Below are 15,868 nucleotides of genomic sequence, written 5' to 3' on the forward strand. Positions count from 1 at the left end.
GCCGTCAAGCTGCTCATCCTGCCCCCTCCGCACCGGTCGTGGAACCCCAAATGATCGATCATCTAGGTGATGTTTCCCACCGGTATCCGGCCGGACAGCCTGGGCGCGACCGCCGTGTACCTCCTGCCTGCGGAAACGGTACGCACCGCCTGACCGAGGGCTTTGCGGGACCCGACGAGGACGACCAGTTTCTTCGCCCTGGTCACCGCCGTGTAGAGGAGATTTCGCTGGAGCATCATCCAAGCACCGGTGGTGACCGGGATCACGACCGCCGGATATTCACTCCCCTGGGAGCGGTGGATGGTGACGGCGTACGCGTGGGCCAGCTCGTCGAGCTCCGCGAACTCGTATGCGATCTCCTCGTCCTCCTCCGTCCGTACCGTCAGGCGCTGTTCGACCGGGTCGAGGCCGGTGACGACGCCGACCGTGCCGTTGAAGACGCCGTTGGCGCCCTTCTCGTAGTTGTTCCGGATCTGGGTGACCTTGTCGCCCACCCGGAAGACCCGGCCGCCGAACCTCTTCTCGGGCAGGTCCGGCCGGGCCGGCGTCATGGCCTGCTGGAGCAGGCCGTTGAGGTTTCCGGCGCCGGCCGGGCCGCGGTGCATGGGCGCGAGCACCTGGACGTCGCGCCGCGGGTCGAGCCCGAACCTGGCCGGAATCCGCCGGGCCGCCACGTCCACGGCGAGCACGCCCGCCGCCTCGGTGTCCTCCTCGGGGAAGAGGAAGAAGTCCGGCAGCCCGTCGGTGATCGGGGGCACACCGGTGTTGATCCGGTGGGCGTTGGTGACCACGCCCGACTGCTGGGCCTGCCGGAAGATGCGCGTCAGCCGGACCGCGGGCACCGGGCCGCCCTCGGCCAGCAGATCACGCAGCACCTCGCCGGCGCCGACCGAGGGCAGCTGGTCCACGTCCCCGACCAGCAGCAGGTGGGCGCCCGGGGCCACCGCCTTGACCAGTTTGTTGGCCAGCAGCAGGTCCAGCATCGAGGCCTCGTCGACCACGACCAGGTCCGCGTCCAGCGGCCGCTCCCGGTCGTACGCCGCGTCCCCGCCGGGTTTGAGCTCCAGCAGCCGGTGGACCGTGGAGGCCTCGGCCCCGGTGAGCTCGGCCAGCCGCTTCGCCGCCCGGCCGGTGGGGGCCGCGAGCACCACCTTGGCCTTCTTGGCCCGGGCCAGCTCGACGATGGAGCGCACGGTGAAGGACTTGCCGCAGCCGGGGCCGCCGGTCATGACGGCCACCTTGCGGGTCAGCGCGAGCCGGACCGCGTCCCGCTGTTCGGGGGCCAGGGTGGCCCCGGTCCGCCCGGCGAGCCAGCCCAGCGCCTTGTCCCAGTCCACGTCCTGGAATCCGGGCATCCGGTCTTCTTCGGCGCGCAGCAGCCTTCTCACCTGGCCCACCAGCGACAGCTCGGCGCGGTGGAAGGGCACCAGGTACACGGCGGTCAGCGGGTCCGGCCCGCCCTGCGGATCGGGCACGGACTCCCGTACGACGCCCTCCGGATCGGCGGCGAGTTCGGCCAGGCAGTCGATGACCAGCCCGGTGTCCACCTGGAGCAGCTTGACCCCGTCGGCGATGAGCCGGTCCTCGGGCAGGAAGCAGTGCCCCTGGTCGGTGGACTGGGACAGGGCGTACTGGAGCCCGGCCTTGACCCGCTCGGGGCTGTCGTGCGGGATGCCGACGGCCTGGGCGATGCGGTCGGCGGTGAGGAAGCCGATGCCCCACACGTCGGCGGCGAGCCGGTAGGGCTGGTTCTTCACCACCGAGATGGAGGCGTCGGCGTATTTCTTGTAGATGCGCACCGCGATGGAGGTGGAGACGCCGACGCCCTGGAGGAAGACCATGACCTCCTTGATGGCCTTCTGCTCCTCCCAGGCGGCCCCGATCATCCCGGTCCGCTTGGGGCCGAGCCCGGGCACCTCGATCAGCCGCTCGGGCTCGTCCTCGATGACGTCGAGGGTGTCGAGGCCGAAGTGCTCCACGATCCGGTCGGCGATCTTCGGGCCGATGCCCTTGATCAGGCCGGAGCCGAGGTAGCGGCGGATGCCCTGGATGGTGGCGGGGAGCAGGGTGCTGTAGTTCTCGACGGTGAACTGCCTGCCGTACTGGGGGTGGGAGCCCCAGCGGCCCTCCATGCGCAGCGATTCCCCGGGCTGGGCGCCCAGCAGGGAGCCGACGACGGTGAGGAGGTCGCCGCTGCCGCGGCCGGTGTCGACGCGCGCGACCGTGTAGCCGCTGTCCTCGTTGGCATAGGTGATGCGCTCGAGCACGCCCTCGACCACCGCCAGTTGCACCGACTGCGCCTGCGCCCCGTTCGTTGCCATGCCCCGAAGCTACCGTCCCGCGCCGACAGCGCGGCAGGCCTGTGGACCGGCCCCCGGGAGACCAGAAGGGGGTCCGGCCTCGCGGCCGGACCCCCTCACGGTTACCCCTCCCTCGCCGGACTTCCCGATCCCCCCAGATCCCCTCCCGGAAGTGCCGACGCACCATACGACCCGCGATACCGGCGCAGGGTTGCACCAGGAAGCGGAGCTTTATGTTTCCGTTACCCAACTCCCACCCGAGGTGCCGCCAAATCACCTCAGAAGTAGCGTTTCAGGCATGAGCGAATCCTCATTCCAAGACGACGTGCTGGGCGAGCTCGGCGACGAGAAGCTGACCGAGATCGCCGGACTGCTCGGCACCGACACCGCCGGCGCCCGCGACACCGTCGCGCAGACGGTGGGCGCGATGACCGGCAGCCTCCAGGAGAAGGCCGACGCCGATGACGACGACGAGGTCCGGCAGGCCGTCGCGGAGGTGGCCGAGCCGCCGCTGCAGGGCGTCGCCACGCTCGGCGGCGGGCTGCTGGGCGGCGGGCTGATGGCCGGGGTGCTCGCCAAGGTGAGCAAGCCCGTGGCCAACGCCGTCTCGAAGAAGACCGGTATCCCCGCCCCCGCCATCAGCCGGGTCATCGAGCTGCTGATCCCGGTGCTGCTGGCCGTCTTCGCCAAGCGCGCGGCCGCCGGCAAGGGCGCGGGCGCGGCCGCCGGCGGCCCGGCGGGCACCGCACCCGTACCGGGCACCCCGGCCGCCCCCGGTACGGGCGCCCCGGCACCCGGCGCGGCCCCGGGGCAGGGCGGCGGCCTCGGCGACCTGCTGGGCCAGATCCTCGGCGGCAAGAAGTAGCCCGTTCGGCGGTACGCGCCCGCCCGGGCCGCCTAGAGTTGGCGCATGGCTGAAAGCGTGCGGCTGCGGGACCCGGCACCGGGAGACCTGGGGTGGATCGTGCAGCGCCACGGCGCGCTGTACGCCGCCGAGTACGGCTGGAACGCCGACTTCGAGGGCATGGTCGCCCGGATCGTCGCGGACTTCGCCGAGGACCACGACCCCTATCTGGAACGGGCCTGGATCGCCGAGCTCGACGGGCGTCCCGTCGGCTCGGTGATGTGCGTACGGGAGGACGCCGCGGCCGGCACCGCCCGGTTGCGGCTGCTCCTGGTCGACCCGGAGGGCCGCGGCCTCGGCATCGGCACCCGGCTGGTCGCCGCGGTCGTCGACTTCGCCCGCTCGGTCGGCTACCGCGAGCTGATGCTGTGGACCGACGATGTGCTGACCGACGCCCGCGAGCTGTACCTGCGGGCCGGGTTCACCCTGATCGCGGAGCGGCCGCACCGTGCGTACGGAGTGAACCTGACGGGACAGGACTGGCGGCTGCCGCTCCAGGAGAACCAGCCGCGGTGAGCCCGCCCCGCGAGGACGTCCGCGCCGGCGCCCGCGAGGTCAGGGCCACCCCGCCGACCAGCAGTACGGCGGCCAGCCAGCGCAGCCCCGAGACGGACTCCCCGAGCACCAGGGCCGCCGAGGACATCCCGAACACCGGGACCAGCAGCGAGAACGGCGCCACCGAGGAGGCCGGGTAGCGGCGCAGCAGATAGCCCCAGGCGCCGAAGCCGAAGACGGTGGACACCCAGGCCACGTAGCCGATGACGGCCGCCCCCGACCAGTCCAGGGCGCGCAGCGCGGCCAGGTCCCGCTCGGGGCCCTCCAGCAGCAGGGAGAGCCCGAACAGCGGCAGCACGGGCACCGTGCACACCCAGACCATGAAGTTCAGCGCGTCGGGCGGGGACGCCTTGCGGGTCAGCACGTTGGAGACGCCCCAGCAGGCGGCGGCCGCGACGACCAGGGTGAAGCCGAGCACCGGCCCGGACGTCCCGCCGTCCACGGCGGCCACCGCGATCCCGGCGAGCGCCACGCCCATCCCCAGCAGCCGCACCCGGCCCGGCCGTTCGCGCAGCAGGACCGCGGCGAGGACGGCGGTGAAGACGGCCTGGACCTGGAGCACGAGGGAGGACAGGCCGGCCGGCATCCCGGCGGCCATGCCGGTGAAGAGCAGGCCGAACTTGGCGATGCCCAGGGCCAGGCCGACCCCGATGACCCACTTCCAGGCGACCTTGGGCCGCCCGACGAAGAACACGGCGGGCAGGGCGGCGACGAGGAAGCGCAGGGCGGACAGCAGCAGCGGCGGGAAGTGGCCGAGCCCGATCTCGATGACGACGAAGTTGAAGCCCCAGACGGCGGCGACGAGCACGGCGAGTGCGGTGTGTACGGGACGCATGCTCCGAGCATCGGCCGCCCGACCATGTAGCACCAGCGCGAATGTCTTCCGGGATGGATGAAGCATTGCTACCGGGTGATCGGGGGTGCCACGATGAGGGCATGCTCGATCTCGCCCGGTTGCGCGCCCTGCACGCCGTCTCCGTCCACGGCTCGGTCGCGGGAGCGGCCGCCGCCCTCGGCTACACCCCCTCCGCCGTCTCGCAGCAGATCTCCAAGCTGGAGCGGGAGACCCGCACCACCCTGCTCGAACGGCGCGGACGCGGGGTGGCGCTGACCGAGGAGGCCCGGCATCTGGCCGACACCGCCCGGGAGTTGCTGGCGATCGTGGAACGTGCCGAGACCACCCTGGAGGAGCGCCGCGGACGGCCCAGCGGGCTGCTGACGGTGGCCGCGTTCGCCTCGGCGGCGCGCGGGCTGCTGCCGGGGGTGCTGGCCGATCTGGCCCGCCGGCATCCGGCGCTCGACGTACGCCTGACAGAGGTGGACCCGCACCTGTCGGTGGACCTGGTGGCCCGGGGCGTCACCGATCTGGCGGTGGCCCACGACTGGGACATCGCCCCGCTGCCGGCCCCCGAAGGGGTCGAACAGGCGGTGATCGGGGACGACCTCTGCGATCTGGTGGTGCCGGCCGGGCACCCGTTCACCACGCGCGCGGTCATCCTGCGGGCCGACCTCGGCGGCCAGCGCTGGGTGTGCCAGCCGCCGGGGCGGGTCTGCCACGACTGGCTGGTGCGGACCCTGCGCACGGCCGGCCTCGAGCCGGACATCGCGCACGTGGCGGAGGAGAACCACACGATCACCGCCCTGGTCGCGGCCGGGCTCGGGGTGGCCGTGGTGCCCCGGCTGGGCACCGGCGCGCTGCCGCCGGGCGCGGTGGCCGTCCCGCTGGAGCCGGGCCCGGTGCGCCGGCTGTACGCGCTGTGGCGGACCGGTGCCGCCCGCCGTCCGGCGATCACCGAGGCCGTCCGGACGCTCCAGGAGCAGTGGGCCGCGCGTTCAGGTCATCCGGGGGAACTCCCGAGTGTCCCTCCCCCTTCGGCCGCGGCCCCGCAGTAGGGTCCGGCGCGTGCCGAACCACGCCTCACGCCGGACCCTGCTCGCCGCGGCCGCCATGGCCGCCGTCGCGGGCGCCGGGGCCGCCGCCGCCACCGCGGGCGCCGACCGCACCGCGGACGACGGGCGGGCCCCCGGGCGTGCCCCCGCCCGGCCGGTTCGCCGCCTGGTCGACCGGATGAGCCTCGCCGAGAAGGTCGGGCAGCTCTTCGTGTCCCGCGCGTACGGGCACTCGGCGACCGAGCCGGACCCGGCGGACGCCGAGAAGAACCTGGAGCTGTTCGGGGTGCGCACCGCGGCCGAGCTGGTCTCCCGCTACCACCTGGGCGGGATCATCTACTTCGCCTGGGCCCACAACACCCGTACCCCGCACCAGATCGCCGCGCTGTCGGCCGGCCTCCAGGAGGCCGCCCTCGCCTCCGGCCCCGGCATCCCGCTGCTGCTCTCCACCGACCAGGAGCACGGGGCGGTGGCCCGCGTCGGCAAGCCCGCGACCCTGTTCCCGGGGGCGATGGCGCTCGGCGCGCAGCACCGCGCGACCGGCTCCACCGCCGAAGCCCGGCGGGCCGCGCGCATCGCGGGGACCGAGCTGGCGGCCATGGGCATCCGGCAGGATTACGCGCCGGTGGCGGACGTCAACGTGAATCCGGCCAATCCGGTGATCGGCGTACGGTCCTTCGGCGCCGACCCCGGTGCGGTGGCGGAGCTGGTCGCCGCCCAGGTCCGCGGCTACCAGGCGGCCGGTGTCGCGGCGACCGCGAAGCACTTCCCGGGGCACGGGGACACCGAGACCGACAGCCATGTCGGGCTGCCGGTGATGCGGCACAGCCGGGCCGTCTGGGAGGAGCTGGACGAACCACCGTTCAGGGCCGCGGTGGAGGCGGGCGTGGACGCGGTCATGACGGCCCACATCGTCTTCCCGGCGCTGGACCCCTCCGGGGATCCGGCGACCCTGTCCCGGCCGATCGTGACCGGCATCCTGCGCGAACGTCTGGGCTTCCGGGGGGTGGTGGTCACCGACGCCCTCGACATGGCCGGGGTCCGCCAGAAGTACGGGGACGACCGGGTGCCGGTGCTGGCCCTGCTCGCGGGCTGCGACCAGCTGCTGAACCCGCCGGACCTGGGGCTCGCCCACCGCAGCGTGCTGGCGGCCGTGGAGAGCGGGGAGCTGACGGAGGAGCGGATCGAGGAGTCGGTGCTGCGGATCCTGGAACTGAAGGCGCGCCGGGGCCTGTTCGACGGGGCGGGCGCCTCGGCCGGGACGGTGGACGAGAGCGTCGGCGTCCCGGAGCACCTCGCGGCCGCCTCCGCGATCGCGGAGGGTACGACGACCGTCCTGGCCAATCCCGCCGGCCTGCTGCCGCTGGACGCCTCGGCCGCTCCCCGGCTGCTGGTCACCGGGACGGACCCGGTCTCGCCCAGCGGCACCACGGGGCCCCCGACGGCCGTCCTGGCGCGGGAGCTGACCGCCCTGGGCTGCCGGGCCACGGCCCTGCCGCCCGCCCGCGCGGCGGCCGCCGCGCCCGGTCACGCGGCGGTGCTGGTGTGCACGTACAACGTGCCCGAGGGCGAGAGCCCGCAGCGCACGCTGGTGGCCGACCTGCTGGCCACCGGGGTGCCGGTGGTCGTGGTCGCGCTCCGCAATCCGTACGACTCGGCCCGGCTGCCGGCGTGCGCGGCGGAGGTGGCGACCTACACCTGGGGTGATGCGGAGATGCGGGCGGCCGCCCGGGTGCTCACCGGTGCGGTGCGCCCGGCCGGCCGCCTGCCGGTCCCGGTCCCGGGCCGCTACCCGCTGGGCCACGGGGCGGCGTACTAGACGCCACCCCGTCACCCGGGGCGGACCGGAGGCCGGGGACTACGGCCGCAGCTGCGGCTCGCGCTCCAGGTCGCGCTGGTCGAGCGTGGCGTCCGGCGCGGCCAGCGGCGCCGCCTTCGCCTCGTCGGCGATCGCGGCGGCCGGGGCGACCCCGGCCCACTGGAGGATCTTCGCGGTCGCCAGGGCCTTCTCGCCGTCGAGGAGCTGGGCGACGTTGGCCCCGTGGTTGGCGCCCGGCGCGATCATCACGTGGCTGTCGCGCGCCTTGTACCCGATGCGGAACGGCTCGGCGCCCCACGGGTCGTTCTGCCCGTACACGAACAGCATCTGGTTCGCGTTGTCGCGCACCCAGCCGTCGATGTCCTTCATGGCTCCCGGCTGGAAGGTCATGGGGATGTCGCGGGGCACGAAGTTGCGCGGCGGCTGGTAGCCGTAGCGGCTCAGGCCCTTGAGGTGGGGCTGCTTGATGTCGGGCGAACCGAGCTGGGTGCCCGCCTGGTAGTAGTACGGCGTGTACGTGGCCAGGCCCTGGTCGGCGTAGGCGGAGAAGCCCGAGATCGCGTCGATCGTGTCCCAGATCTCCTGGTCGCTCGCGGTGGCGGCGGCCGGGATGGAGGAGCAGTCGGCGAGCAGGCTGTACTGCCAGAAGGCCCACACGTAGTCGAGCACGACGGCCTCGTAGGCCTTGTCGAGGTTGCCGACGGTGGTGAAGGTCCAGCCGTTCTCGGCGGCGGCGGCCGCGTACTTGGCCTCCAGCGGCTCACGGCGCACCAGCGCCTCGCGCTGCACGGCGTTCAGCCGGTCGCGGCACTCCTTGGTGCCGACCTTGGCGAAGAACCGGTCGTAGGCCGAGTCCTCGTTGTTGACGACGTCGTTCGGCGCGACGTACGCGACGACTCCGTCCATGTCGCGCGGGTAGAAGCGCTCGTAGTACGTCGCCGTCATACCGCCCTTGCTGCCGCCCGTGGACAGCCAGTTCTTGGGGTAGATCTTCTTCAGCGCGCCGAAGATGCGGTGCTGGTCGCTGGCGGCCTGCCAGATGTCCAGGTTCTCCCAGTTGGCCGGGTCGGGCCGGGAGGGGGTGAAGAACCGGTACTCCATGGACACCTGGTTGCCGTCGACGATGGTCGTCGGCTCACTGCGGCGCGGGTTGGTGTTGACGTTGTAGCCGGAGGTGAAGAACACCGTCGGGCGCGAGACGTCCTTGTGCAGCAGGGTCAGACGCTGCTTGAAGGTGCCCTTCCACGGCTTCCGGTGGTCGACCGGCTGCTCGTAGTTCAGTACGAAGAAGCGGTAGCCGGGGTACGGCTTCTCCTCTATCAGGCTCATGCCGGGAATGCCGAGGATCTGGTCCTTGATGTCCGTGGCGGCCGCGGGCCCCGCGGCGGTGGCCGCTTGTGCCGTGGAGCCGGCCGCGCCCATGGTGCCGATCAGCACCACGAGCGACAGCAGCCATCCGAGCGTCTTGCGCATTCACCCTCCCCTTGAGTTCACTTCGGTCGCGGTGAACCTAGCGGGGCGAACACGCTGCTGAACAGACCTAGTTGGGCCGGTCCGTCAGCACAGGATCCAGCCGGATTCGGCCGATTCGGCCCCCACGCTCCCCTTTACATACACGCAGCGGCCGATCGCTCCCACGGTGACGGGACCGGCGTAATGGGTGAATTGCCCGATATCGCGGATCGGTGCCCCGCCACGGCCCTGGATGCTCACCGCCATCTCCCGCCGCTGACCGGGGACCCGGGCCACGGTGAGCGCGCAGGCGTGGGTGCGGCTCTTGTACACGCGCACCTCGCCCTCCGCGAGCGGCAGCGTCCTGGCCAGCCGGCCCGCGCAGGTGCCGGCGGCGGCCCCGCCCCCCGGCTGCGCCCACGCGGGCGGAGCCGCGAACAGCCCGCCGACGCCGAGCCACAGCGCGGTGGCGAACACCCCGGGCACCGCGGCCCGCCGGCCGCGCCCCCGCCACCCCCTCGTTCCCTGCAACACCCTGTCCCCCGATCGGTCGTACGTACAACGTGCGCACGCACGTACGACGCGCGGAACCCCTGGAAGGTTGCTTCTCGGCGCCCGTCGCCCGTAAGGGTGCATCCGCCATCCCCCGGCGGGAGAACGGGAGTTCGCGACCGGAGGGGACATTACGCTGTGTTACCCGTCCCCTCTCTCCGTAGCCGTGAAAGGCACCCACGTGACGAACGACCTGCTCGACCGCAAGCTGGAGCGCTCCTTCAACCGCCTCGACGCGGACGGGAACGGCGTGATCGACGCGAAGGACATCTTCGCGCTCGGCGCCCGGATGCTGACGGCCCTGTCCGAGCCCGAGGACTCGCCCAAGGCCGACGCGGTGATCCAGGGGATCGCCAACTTCTGGCAGGACCTCTTCACGGAGCTGGACACCGACCGGGACAGCGTGGTCACGCCCGAGGAGTACAAGGTGGGCATGACGCGGCTGTACCAGCAGGGCGGCCCCGCGTACGACCGCTCGCTGCGGCCGATGATGCAGGCGATCCTCACCGTCGTGGACACCGACGACGACGGGCGCATCAGCCCGGAGGAGTTCCACCGGGCCCAGGAGGCCTTCGACACGGAGCTGAGCCCCGATGACGCCGAGGCGCTGTTCCGGCGCATCGACGCCGACGGGGACGGCACCCTGACCGTGGACGAACTCCTCGACGCCGTGCGCGAGTACTACACCGGCACCGACCAGGACGCCCCGGGCAACCTGTTCTTCGGCGAGCTCTGACCCGCCCGGCGGTCAGGCCGCGGCGCGCTCGTCCTCTCCGACGAAGGTGCGCCACAGCCGTGCGTACCGGCCGCCGTGCGCCAGGAGTTCGGCGTGGGTGCCGTCCTCGACGACCCGGCCCCGGTCCATGACCACGACCCGGTCGGCGCGGGCGGCCGTGGTCAGCCGGTGCGCCACCACCAGGGTGGTGCGCTTGCCGGCGAGCCGTTCGGTGGCGTGGTTGACCTGGGCCTCCGTGGCCAGGTCCAGGGCGGCGGTGGCCTCGTCGAGCAGCAGCACGTCCGGGTCGACGAGCTCGGCCCGGGCCAGTGCGATCAGCTGGCGCTGCCCGGCGGAGAGGTTGCGGCCGCGCTCGGCCACGGTGTGCAGGTAGCCGCCGTCGAGCGTGGCGATCATGTCGTGGGCGCCGACCGCGCGGGCGGCCGCCTCCACCTCGGCGTCCTGCGCGTCGGGCCGCCCGTAGGCGATGGCGTCGCGCACGGTGCCGGGGAAGAGGTAGGGCTCCTGGGGGACGACGCCCAGCCGGTGGCGGTAGGCCGTCAGGTCGAGCTCCCGCAGGTCGGCCCCGTCGGCGGTGATCCGGCCGGAGGTCGGATCGTAGAACCGGGCCACCATCTTGACCAGCGTGGACTTGCCGGCTCCGGTCTCGCCGACGAAGGCGACGGTCTGCCCGGCGGGTATGCGCAGGTTGATTCCCGCCAGGGCGTCGCCCTTCTCCCCCCGCTCCTCGGCGGTGCCGTAGGCGAAGCGGACGTCCTCGAAGGCGATCTCGCCGCGCAGCTCGGGCACCGGATGCGGCTCTTCGGCGTGCGGGGTGCTGGTCGGCTCGCGCAGCAGCCCCTGGATGCGGCCGAGGGAGACGGTGGCCTGCTGGTAGCCGTCGAAGACCTGGGACAGCTGCTGGACCGGGGCGAAGAACAGGTCGATGTAGAGCAGGTACGCGACCAGCGCGCCGGTGGTGAGCGTGCCCGCCTCGACCCGGCCGGCGCCGGCGATCAGCACGGCGGCCGCGGCGCCCGAGGACAGCAGCTGCACGAACGGGAAGTAGACGGATATCAGCCACTGGCCGCGCACCCGGGCCTCGCGGTACGAGTCGCTGCGCTCCGCGAAGCGGCGGGCGCCGGAGCCCTCGCGGCGGAAGGCCTGGACGATGCGGAGCCCGGCGACGGACTCCTGGAGGTCGGCGTTGACCAGGCTGACCCGGTCGCGGGCGAGCTCGTACGCGGCGACCGACTTGCGGCGGAAGACGATCGTGCCGAGCACCAGCAGCGGCAGCGTGGCGAAGACGATCAGGGCGAGCTCGACGTCGAGGACGAGGAGGGCGACCAGGATGCCGAAGAAGGTGAAGACGGAGACGACGGCGGTGACGAGCCCGGTCTGGAGGAAGGTGGAGAGGGCGTCCACGTCGGTGGTCATCCGGGTCATGATCTTGCCGGTCAGCTCGCGCTCGTAGAAGTCGAGGCCGAGGCGCTGGAGCTGGGCGAAGATCTTGACGCGGAGCGAGTACAGCACGCGCTCGCCGGTGCGGCCCGTCATCCGGGTCTCGGCGAACTGCGCGGTCCACTGCCCGAGGACGACCACGAGGGCGAGGACGGCGGCGGCCCAGACCGCGCCCAGGGCGGCCTTCTCCACGCCCTGGTCGATCCCGTGCCGGATCATGATCGGCAGGAGCAGTCCGGAGCCCGCGTCGACGGCGACGAGGCCGAGGCTGATCGCGAGCGGCGCCCCGAAGCCGCGGAGCAGGCGGCGCAGGCCGTAGCTCTGCTCGGCGGCCGCGGCGCGGGTCTCGTCCACATCGGGCTTGTCGTCGGCGGGCGGCAGGGCGGCGACCTGGGCAAGCAGTTCGGGGGTGGCCGGCATGCCGGGGATGGAGGCTGCGGCGGCGCTGTCGGACTCCTCCTGACGCCGCCAGAGCTCGGGGGTGATCCCGCCGGCGACCCGGCGCTTGGCGCTGACGGGCTCGGAGTCGATCTCCGCCTCGAGCTCGATGTCCCGTTCGATGTCGCGGTCGATGTCCCGCTCGAACTCGGCCATCGGCAGCGCCTCGCGGGTCCGCGGCGAGCCGGCGCCGAGCGCGTCGGGGTCGGTCAGCAGCCTGCGGTAGAGGGCGGAGCGGCGCTCCAGTTCCTCGTGGGTGCCGATGTCGGAGAGCCGGCCGCGGTCGAGTACGGCGATCCGGTCGGCCAGTGCGAGCGTGGAGCGGCGGTGGGCGATCAGCAGGGTGGTCCGGCCGGCCATGACCGAGCGCAGCGCCTCGTGGATCTCGTGCTCGACGCGGGCGTCCACGGCGGAGGTGGCGTCGTCGAGGAGGAGCAGCCTCGGGTCGGTGAGGATGGCCCGGGCGAGTGCGACGCGCTGGCGCTGGCCGCCGGAGAGGGTGAGCCCCTGTTCGCCGACCTTGGTGTCGTACCCGTTGGGCAGGGCCCTGATGAACCCGTCGGCCTGGGCGGCGCGGGCGGCGGCCTCGATCTGCTCGTCGGTGGCGCCGGGGTGCCCGTAGGCGATGTTGGCGCGGATGGTGTCGGAGAAGAGGAACGAGTCCTCCGGGACCAGTCCGATGGCGGCGCGCAGGGATCCGTACGTCAGCTCGCGCACGTCGTGCCCGCCGACGCGGACCGATCCGCCGTCGGCGTCGTAGAAGCGCGGCAGGAGCAGCGAGACGGTGGACTTGCCGCTGCCGGAGGCGCCGACGACGGCGACGGTCTCGCCCTCGGCGACGGAGAGCGAGAACCCGTCGAGGACGGGCCGCTCGGGGTCGTAGCCGAAGCGGACCTCGTCGAAGGCGATGGTCGCGGGCGCGTCGGCGGGCAGTTCGTGCTTGCCCTCCCGGATGACGGGCTCGGTGTCGATGAGCTCGAAGACGCGCTCCACGCCGGCCCGCGCCTGCTGCCCCACCGTCAGCACCATGGCGAGCAGCCGGACGGGGCCGACGAGCTGGGCGAGGTAGGTGGAGAAGGCCACGAAGGTGCCGAGGGTGACCTGGCCGCGGGTGGCCATCCAGCCGCCGAGGGCCAGCATGGCGACCTGGGCGAGGGCGGGCACCGCCTGGAGGGCGGGGGTGTAGCGCGAGTTCAGCCGGATGGTCCGCATCCGGCCTGCGAACAGCCGCTGCCCGGCGGTCCGCAGCTTGGCGGACTCCTGCTCCTCCTGGCCGAAGCCCTTGACCACGCGGACGCCGGTGACGGCGCCGTCGACGACGCTCGCGACGGCGGCGGCCTGGCCCTGGGCGTACCAGGTGGCGGGGAAGAGCTTCTTGCGGCTGCGCTTGGCGATGAACCAGAGGGCGGGGGCCATCAGCAGTGCGACGAGGGTCAGCAGCGGGGACAGCGCCAGCATGATCCCGAGGGATATCCCGAACAGCAGGAAGTTCCCGATGGTCATCGGGAGCATGAAGAGCAGGCCCTGGATCAGCTGGAGGTCGCTCGTGGCCCGCCCGACGACCTGCCCGGTGGACAGCTCGTCCTGCCGCCGCCCGTCGAGGCGGGCGATGGTGTCGTACATGTCGGTGCGCAGGTCGTGCTGGACGTCGAGGGCGAGCCGCCCGCCGTAGTACCTGCGGATGTAGGTCAGTACGTACACGAGGAGGGCGGCGGCTATGAGCATGCCCGCCCAGGGCCCCATGGGCTTGGACCGGTCCCCGATGACGTCGTCGATGATCACCTTGGTGACCAGCGGTACGAGCGCCATGACGGCCATGCCGGCCAGCGAGGACCCGAGCGCGAGCAGCACGTTGACCTTGTAGCGCCACGTGTACGCGGCGAGCCGCCTGCCCCAGCCCTGTTTTTCGCCAGCCGCCGTCACGTGAAGCCTCCCCGTTCGTCCGTACTACCGACATGCCCCAACGCCCGGACCGGCGGATTTCATCCCGCCGCAACAATCGCACCGGTGTCCGGGTGCCGCGAGCGGGCTTCGCCCGTCGGGGGCGGGCGGCGGCTCGGAGGGGGATCGGGGAGCCCGCAGGGGGCCCGGGCGCTCAGAGGTGGGTCGGCGCGAACATCCTGAGGGTGGCCGGGAGGACCACGACGGAGGGGCCGGGGGTGGCGAGGGCCTTCTTGAGGTCAGCCGTCAGGGACTCGGTGGTGGTGGTGGTCGCCGGGACGTCGAAGGAGGCCGCCAGCGCGCCGAAGTCGGGGCGGGTGAGCTCGGTGCCGGTGGAGCGGCCGTAGGACTCCGTCATGTACTCGCGCAGGATGCCGTAGCCGCCGTCGTCCACGATCAGCCAGGTGACGTCCAGGTCGTGCTGGCGCGCGGTGGCCAGCTCGGCGGCGGAGTACATCGCGCCGCCGTCGCCGGACACGGCGAGCACCGGGGTGCCCGGCTCGGCGACGGCGGCGCCGAGGGCCGCGGGGAAGGCGTAGCCGAGGCCGCCCGCGCCCTGGGCCGAGTGCATGGTGTTGGGGTGCTTGGCGTCGAAGGCCGACCACGCCCAGTAGGACAGGATCGTCATGTCCCAGAAGGACGGGGAGCGCGGCGGGAGGGCGGCCCGGATCGAGGCCAGCAGGCCCTGCTCCAGGGTGAGCTCCTGGGCGGACAGCCGGTCCGCGATGTCGGACAGGACCATCCTGACGCGGTCCGGGGCGTACGGGTCCGGGCGCTCGTCGACCGTCTCCAGCAGGGCCTGGAGGGCGAGGCGGGCGTCTGCGTGGATGCCCAGGGCCGGGTGGTTGGACTCCAGCTTCCCGAGGTCCGCCTCGATCTGGACGACCCGGCCGGTGGGGAAGAACGTGTGGTAGTTCGAGGACAGCTCGCCCAGGCCCGAGCCGACGACGAGGAGGACGTCCGCGTCCTCCAGGAAGTCGGTCATGTGGCGGTCCTCCAGCCAGGACTGGAGGGAGAGCGGGTGGGTCCACGGGAAGGCGCCCTTGCCGCCGAAGGTGGTGACCACGGGCGCGTTCAGGCGTTCCGCCAGCTGCCTGAGCTTGCCCGAGGCGTCGGAGCGGATGACCCCGCCGCCCGCGATGATCACCGGGCGGGAGGCCCCGGACAGCCAGTGGGCGGCGACGGCGGTCAGCTCCGGGCGCGGGGCGAGCTCGTGCGGGGTCGCGTCCACGCCCGTGACCTGCGGGATGAGCGTCTCGGCGCGCAGCACGTCCTCCGGGATCTCCACCCAGACCGGGCCGTGGGGTGCGGTCAGGGCCGATTCCCAGGCCTCCGCGACCACGGACGGGATCTGCGAGGGGGTGCGGGCCACGTGGACCGACTTGACCACGTCCCGGAAGGAGGCCGACTGGTCGCGCAGTTCGTGCAGGTGCCCGCGGCGCCCGCCGCCCAGGCCCGCCACCGGCACCTGGGAGGAGATGGCGAGGACGGGGGCGGAGGCGGCCGCCGCCTCGGCGAGCGCCGGCAGGGCCATCAGCGCGCCCGGCCCCGTCGACAGCAGCAGCGGCACGGCCTCGCCCGTGATGCGGCCGTACGCGTCCGCCGCGAAGCCCGCGTTGTTCTCCGTGCGCAGGGTGACCAGGCGCAGGTCCGAGCGGCCGACCGCGTCGAAGACGGCCAGCGCGTGCTGGCCGGGCAGTCCGAAGACGGTGGTGGCGCCCAGCGAACGCAGGGTCTCCACGACCAGGTCCCCGCCCGTGCGGCCCGGCGGCGGCGACAGCGCGGCGGCCGTCTGGGCCTCGGTGGGACGGAGCACCAGGTCGTGGTCGTGCGTCACTTCT

10 protein-coding genes and 1 pseudogene are annotated in these 15,868 nt (G+C 73.0%); 5 read left to right on the forward strand and 6 right to left on the reverse strand.

Annotation, left to right across the window (positions count from 1 at the left end):
• Window positions 1-62: 62 nt before the first annotated feature.
• Window positions 63-2,321: an ATP-dependent RecD-like DNA helicase gene (locus ACFWP3_RS21105; protein ID WP_384223196.1), complete on the reverse strand. Its 2,259-nt coding sequence runs from the start codon at window positions 2,319-2,321 to the stop codon at window positions 63-65.
• Between the two features lie 277 nt (window positions 2,322-2,598).
• Between ACFWP3_RS21105 and ACFWP3_RS21110 the strand changes: the two genes are divergently transcribed.
• Window positions 2,599-3,165, forward strand: a complete 567-nt coding sequence (locus ACFWP3_RS21110) for a DUF937 domain-containing protein (protein ID WP_384223199.1) — start codon at window positions 2,599-2,601, stop codon at window positions 3,163-3,165.
• 51 nt (window positions 3,166-3,216) lie between these two features.
• A pseudogene (locus ACFWP3_RS21115) lies at window positions 3,217-3,720 on the forward strand (GNAT family N-acetyltransferase); the annotation flags it as partial.
• Here the strand turns inward: ACFWP3_RS21115 and ACFWP3_RS21120 are convergent.
• Window positions 3,626-4,594, reverse strand: a complete 969-nt coding sequence (locus ACFWP3_RS21120) for an EamA family transporter (RefSeq protein ID WP_384223202.1) — start codon at window positions 4,592-4,594, stop codon at window positions 3,626-3,628. The pseudogene ACFWP3_RS21115 and the gene ACFWP3_RS21120 sit on opposite strands and share 95 nt — an antisense overlap.
• Window positions 4,595-4,695: 101 nt before the next feature.
• On the opposite strand from ACFWP3_RS21120, the gene ACFWP3_RS21125 reads away from it, so the two are divergent.
• Window positions 4,696-5,652: a LysR substrate-binding domain-containing protein gene (locus tag ACFWP3_RS21125; RefSeq protein WP_384223204.1), complete on the forward strand. Its 957-nt coding sequence runs from the start codon at window positions 4,696-4,698 to the stop codon at window positions 5,650-5,652.
• Window positions 5,653-5,707: 55 nt separating this feature from the next.
• Window positions 5,708-7,468, forward strand: coding sequence for a glycoside hydrolase family 3 protein (locus tag ACFWP3_RS21130; RefSeq protein WP_384223292.1), 1,761 nt, complete (start codon window positions 5,708-5,710; stop codon window positions 7,466-7,468).
• A 39-nt stretch (window positions 7,469-7,507) separates the two neighbouring features.
• Here ACFWP3_RS21130 and ACFWP3_RS21135 read toward each other — a convergent pair whose 3' ends face one another.
• A complete protein-coding gene (locus tag ACFWP3_RS21135) occupies window positions 7,508-8,941 on the reverse strand; it encodes an aminopeptidase (protein ID WP_384223207.1) in 1,434 nt (477 codons plus the stop codon).
• An 84-nt stretch (window positions 8,942-9,025) separates the two neighbouring features.
• Entirely contained in the window at window positions 9,026-9,397 is a 372-nt protein-coding gene (locus ACFWP3_RS21140) for a hypothetical protein (RefSeq protein WP_384223211.1), read from the reverse strand.
• Window positions 9,398-9,653: 256 nt separating this feature from the next.
• On the opposite strand from ACFWP3_RS21140, the gene ACFWP3_RS21145 reads away from it, so the two are divergent.
• Window positions 9,654-10,208 (forward strand): EF-hand domain-containing protein, encoded by a 555-nt coding sequence (locus ACFWP3_RS21145; protein WP_384223214.1) that lies wholly within the window; start codon window positions 9,654-9,656, stop codon window positions 10,206-10,208.
• 12 nt (window positions 10,209-10,220) lie between these two features.
• Here ACFWP3_RS21145 and ACFWP3_RS21150 read toward each other — a convergent pair whose 3' ends face one another.
• Window positions 10,221-14,009, reverse strand: coding sequence for an ABC transporter ATP-binding protein (locus ACFWP3_RS21150; protein WP_384223217.1), 3,789 nt, complete (start codon window positions 14,007-14,009; stop codon window positions 10,221-10,223).
• A 172-nt stretch (window positions 14,010-14,181) separates the two neighbouring features.
• Window positions 14,182-15,864: a thiamine pyrophosphate-binding protein gene (locus ACFWP3_RS21155; RefSeq protein WP_384223220.1), complete on the reverse strand. Its 1,683-nt coding sequence runs from the start codon at window positions 15,862-15,864 to the stop codon at window positions 14,182-14,184.
• Window positions 15,865-15,868: the final 4 nt, after the last annotated feature.

It is taken from the genome of Streptomyces sp. NPDC058525, from assembly GCF_042719495.1.
GTDB lineage: Bacteria > Actinomycetota > Actinomycetes > Streptomycetales > Streptomycetaceae > Streptomyces.

Coding starts and splice junctions, on each gene's coding strand:
- ACFWP3_RS21105 (WP_384223196.1), bottom strand. CDS start 2,321: ATGGCAACGAACGGGGCGCAGGCGCAGTCGGTGCAACTGGCGGTGGTC.
- ACFWP3_RS21110 (WP_384223199.1), top strand. CDS start 2,599: ATGAGCGAATCCTCATTCCAAGACGACGTGCTGGGCGAGCTCGGCGAC.
- ACFWP3_RS21120 (WP_384223202.1), bottom strand. CDS start 4,594: ATGCGTCCCGTACACACCGCACTCGCCGTGCTCGTCGCCGCCGTCTGG.
- ACFWP3_RS21125 (WP_384223204.1), top strand. CDS start 4,696: ATGCTCGATCTCGCCCGGTTGCGCGCCCTGCACGCCGTCTCCGTCCAC.
- ACFWP3_RS21130 (WP_384223292.1), top strand. CDS start 5,708: ATGGCCGCCGTCGCGGGCGCCGGGGCCGCCGCCGCCACCGCGGGCGCC.
- ACFWP3_RS21135 (WP_384223207.1), bottom strand. CDS start 8,941: ATGCGCAAGACGCTCGGATGGCTGCTGTCGCTCGTGGTGCTGATCGGC.